General features: G+C 50.9%; 7 protein-coding genes and 1 pseudogene. All 8 read left to right on the forward strand.

Annotated features, from left to right (window positions below; genetic code table 11):
* Nucleotides 1-51: 51 nt before the first annotated feature.
* Nucleotides 52-456 (forward strand): hypothetical protein, encoded by a 405-nt coding sequence (locus tag B4B27_RS09370; RefSeq protein WP_173342428.1) that lies wholly within the window; start codon nt 52-54, stop codon nt 454-456.
* 2 nt (nt 457-458) lie between these two features.
* Entirely contained in the window at nt 459-692 is a 234-nt protein-coding gene (locus B4B27_RS09375) for a hypothetical protein (protein ID WP_290725948.1), read from the forward strand.
* Between the two features lie 12 nt (nt 693-704).
* The gene (locus B4B27_RS09380) at nt 705-1,082 is read left to right on the forward strand and encodes a DUF3846 domain-containing protein (protein WP_290725950.1); all 378 of its coding nucleotides are present in this window, start codon (nt 705-707) and stop codon (nt 1,080-1,082) included.
* 11 nt (nt 1,083-1,093) lie between these two features.
* Nucleotides 1,094-1,267 (forward strand): DUF4314 domain-containing protein, encoded by a 174-nt coding sequence (locus B4B27_RS09385; protein ID WP_139261070.1) that lies wholly within the window; start codon nt 1,094-1,096, stop codon nt 1,265-1,267.
* A 2-nt stretch (nt 1,268-1,269) separates the two neighbouring features.
* Nucleotides 1,270-1,680 carry a hypothetical protein gene (locus tag B4B27_RS09390; protein ID WP_073321104.1) on the forward strand — a complete coding sequence of 137 codons (411 nt, stop codon included), beginning with the start codon at nt 1,270-1,272 and terminating at the stop codon, nt 1,678-1,680.
* A 31-nt stretch (nt 1,681-1,711) separates the two neighbouring features.
* Entirely contained in the window at nt 1,712-1,993 is a 282-nt protein-coding gene (locus tag B4B27_RS09395; protein WP_073321106.1) for a hypothetical protein, read from the forward strand.
* A 497-nt stretch (nt 1,994-2,490) separates the two neighbouring features.
* Nucleotides 2,491-2,997, forward strand: a pseudogene (locus tag B4B27_RS09400) (hypothetical protein); the annotation flags it as partial.
* A gap of 244 nt (nt 2,998-3,241) precedes the next feature.
* A partial coding sequence (locus tag B4B27_RS09405; RefSeq protein ID WP_290725958.1) for a TetR/AcrR family transcriptional regulator occupies nt 3,242-3,793 on the forward strand: 552 nt, incomplete at its 3' end.

A 3,793-nucleotide genomic window follows, 5' to 3' on the forward strand; every position in this document is an offset into this window, starting at 1 on the left:
CCATCGAGGCTCGCCAAACGGCGAGCCTCTCTTTTTTTGAGAGGTAAAACCATGAGCTACGACTACCACGAAAACATCAAGGACGACTGCGTGACAGCCATCAAGGAATACCTTGGGTATCACGACGTGAAGGGAATGTCCAAGGAAACGCTGAAAGAGAAATTCCGCGATGCGTTCTGGGTTGACGATTCCGTCACTGGCAACGCTTCGGGTTCCTATACGTTCTCCAGCTATGAGGCAGAGCAGAATATCGCGGGGAACTGGGACTTGCTTGGCGAGGCCATGACCGAGTTCTGCTGCGAGTGCAACGCCATCGAGAAAGGCGCCGAATGGGCGGATGTGACGATTCGCTGCTACTTGCTTGATGAGGGCATCGAGAAGGCGATGGAGGAACTGGAAGAAGAAATCGAAAAAGCGATTGAAGAAGAACCCGAAGAAGAAAGCGTGGAGGCATAGCGATGGAAAGGGCAAAAGTGAAAGAACAGCTTGAACGGATGATGAACGAGTTCAATCAGAAATCCGACGAACTTCAAAAGATGGCAGAGAAAAGCGTCAACGGAACCATGGAAAGGTACACGCTGGCGCAAGCCGACACCGCAGCGGCGAAGCTGCTCGCGCTCAAGGAACTCGCCTTGAGGCTTGGCTTCGCTGTTGTTTACGATGCAATCCAAAACAAGTGGACACTAACCTAAAGGAAAAAAACAATGAAGATAAAAGCATACCTAATCGACGTTATCAACGAGACCCACAAGGCGGTCGAAATTGAAAACAAGCTCGCGGACTATTACCGCGAATTGCAGTGTACCGTGATTGACATTCAGGAACGGAAAATCGGCAAGAAGGTCTTCGACATTATCTGCGACGACGAAGGTCTTTTCAAGCAGCCCGCGAAAATCAGTGCCATCGACAATCTCGGTTCGCCTATGTTTGTCGGCAATCTCCTGGTCGTAAAAAATAAGGACGGAGAGACTACCACATTGAGCGACGAAGATGTATATTACGTTTCCGAACATGTGGAAAAACTTTGTACCAAGCTGTTTCCGAAAGGCTACCCGGTGCTGACGCAGGTCGAATATTGCTAGGAGGGCTGAACATGAATTTGAAAATCGGAGACAAGATTGAGATTCTCGAAATGGTAGGCGAACCCCAGTACACGGGAAAGGTCGGAGTTGTTGATTTTATTGACGACGCTGGTCAAGTGCATGGAACCTGGGGCGGCTTGGCTGTTCAGCCTGAACGCGATAAAGTTCGATTGCTGGAGGGGTGACGATGGCGGAAGGACAGCTGGATTTCTTTTCCATCCTGGATTCCGCAAGCGAAGCGAACAATGCAAGGCCATGGTGTAAATCATGGCTTTGCGCCCGTAAGAACGACTGCGGAGTCTATGTGGAGAATGTGCAGACATTCAGGCAGGGAGAGGGCTACAGGCGCTATGTGGAGCTGAAATGCGCCCTCGACTACCCGCGAGTCTATTACGCATGCAGCATCCAAGACAGAATTTCCGGGCGCGGTTCGCCACTGGATGCCGATGGAGATTACTGCTTCGACGTGTTCGACGGAATCGCGGACGTGGAGAAGAAGGTACGCGGCTATCTGACGCGCTGTGCGTCGGGCTACGAGGTGAACCGTTCCTGGATAGATGGCGTGGTGAACATGCTCAAGAACAGCTTGCAGCAATAGTACAAAAGCTATTTTTAAAGCGAGGCAAACAATGAATTACAGAACTCTGTGCAGCTTTTACAAGGGCGAGAAGGAATGTCCCTTTGAAGCTGGGAATGGAAATGCGGGGAAATTCTGGATGGCGGAACGGTTCGTGTGCGAGGAATACGCGCAGACCGTCGAGAAGCAGGTCGAGACCGATTTCTTCCGCATGGTCGCCGCCTATATGTGCAAGTGGGCGCCCTACAATTTTCCCGACCTGATACGCGACTACCTGTCGAAGTCCGATGCCGATGAAAAAATCAAGGCTCAAGTGAAAGCGATGTATCTCTAGTCTTAGGCGGCAGTAGGAGCCGCCTTCGGTCTCTTTTTTGCACAAAATATGATTTATTCACTTGAAAAAATCCGATTTTTACTATCTTTGCGCTCGGAGCCTTAGCTCAATCGGTTAGAGCGTCGGACTCATAAAAATTGTGGCACCAGCTTGAAAGAGCTGGATGCGAATGGGAAGAAATCGGTGAAACCTAACCAGCGGAAACGCTGCACGGCAACGCCGAGCCGAGCCAGGGGTACACTCCTGGAAGGTGTAGAGACTAGCGGAGCAGTAGAGCCTGCTTAATGACCGCGCAAGCCTCCCACGCCTAAACCCGCAAGGGCATGGCGAAGACATAGTCCACGGAGGTGCGAAAGCATCACGAACGTAAACCCGTTGGTTCCCGGTTCAAGTCCGGGAGGCTCCACTTAAAGAGGATGAGCTGAACAGCTCACCCTCTTTTTGTTTATCTTTAGGGTAAAGCCCTTGGAGGATTTTTATGCCCTTCGGGGCAGTAAAGGGTGTATAACCTCAAACAGATGGCGGCGGCCCTCATGTTTTTGCAGGAGCACCAGCTCACCGAATACGACCAGCTTGCCGCACAAGCAGACGGTGCGGCCCAGCGGTTTCACGCTCTGGCCGGGGAGCTGCGCCAGACCGAGGCCGACCTTGCCAAGACCTCCGCGCTGATGGAGGCCGTGGTGCAATACGCCAAGTCCCGGCCCATGTTCGAGGGGTACAAGGCGGCCCGGTATAGCAAAAAATATCTGGCCGAGCATGGCCCGGAGCTGGCCGACTACCGGGCAGCGAAGGCGGCGCTCAATGAGCTGCTGGACGGAGAAAAGCTCCCGAAGATGGACGCGCTAAAAGAAAAGCGCCGCAAACTTGCGGCGCGGAAAAAAGTCCTCTATGCCGAGTACCGGGCGGCCCAGCAGGAAATGCGGGAGGCCGTGGCGGTCAAGGCGAATATCGATCATCTGCTCGGACTGTCGGACGAGCGCAAGAATAAGGAACAGGAGCGATAAGCAACGGTGACGCAGACAACAGACTTTGGGACAACTTGTCCCAAAGTGCCGGGTTTGGGGAGCCTCCCCAACAAGCGTTTTTGCAGCCCCCACGGGATGCAAAAATAGCAAGTGTGGCTACACTTGCCCTGCTTGCCAAGAGTGCGTTCCCTCATAATGGTACAAATAAGCATTGACAGTTTCGGTTATTTTTGCTATACTGTTCGTTGATAACCGAAACGGTTATTTAGAAAGGGGTGCTACCATGGAAAAATTTCTTGCTCTATCAAATGAAAAGCAGGATACCATACGCAACGCGGCTCTGGCCTGTTTCGCAAAACATGGATATGAAAAAGCGTCGATCAATGATATTGCGGTAGCGGCAGGTATCTCAAAGGCGTCTATATTCCAGTATTTTGGAAATAAGCAGACACTTTACCAGTATTTATTTGATTACTGCGCTGCCCAAATGAAGCAAGCCTATAACACGAGTGCATTGGAGGAAACTACGGATTTCTTTGACCGTGTATGGGAAGCCAGCGTTATGAAAGTGGAAAACTTAAAAAAGCACCCGCATATTGCGTCGTTTATTGCAAGTGTGGCAGCGGAACCAACGCCTGAATTGAAAAGTGCCATATTTTCAGAAGCAAATGAAAAATATATCGCATCGCTTGTTCTGCATGAGCGGGATTATAAAAAATTCAGACACCCGGAGGATGCAGAATTAGTGTTTCAGATGCTTATGATGCTTGCAAAGGGTATGTCCGTTCAGTTGGAAAGTGGAGTGGATTATGACAGCATGATGAAAGAGTTTCGA

Origin of the sequence: Fibrobacter sp. UBA2449 (assembly GCF_002342555.1) — a bacterium.
GTDB lineage: Bacteria > Fibrobacterota > Fibrobacteria > Fibrobacterales > Fibrobacteraceae > Fibrobacter.

Coding starts and splice junctions, on each gene's coding strand:
- B4B27_RS09370 (WP_173342428.1), top strand. CDS start 52: ATGAGCTACGACTACCACGAAAACATCAAGGACGACTGCGTGACAGCC.
- B4B27_RS09375 (WP_290725948.1), top strand. CDS start 459: ATGGAAAGGGCAAAAGTGAAAGAACAGCTTGAACGGATGATGAACGAG.
- B4B27_RS09380 (WP_290725950.1), top strand. CDS start 705: ATGAAGATAAAAGCATACCTAATCGACGTTATCAACGAGACCCACAAG.
- B4B27_RS09385 (WP_139261070.1), top strand. CDS start 1,094: ATGAATTTGAAAATCGGAGACAAGATTGAGATTCTCGAAATGGTAGGC.
- B4B27_RS09390 (WP_073321104.1), top strand. CDS start 1,270: ATGGCGGAAGGACAGCTGGATTTCTTTTCCATCCTGGATTCCGCAAGC.
- B4B27_RS09395 (WP_073321106.1), top strand. CDS start 1,712: ATGAATTACAGAACTCTGTGCAGCTTTTACAAGGGCGAGAAGGAATGT.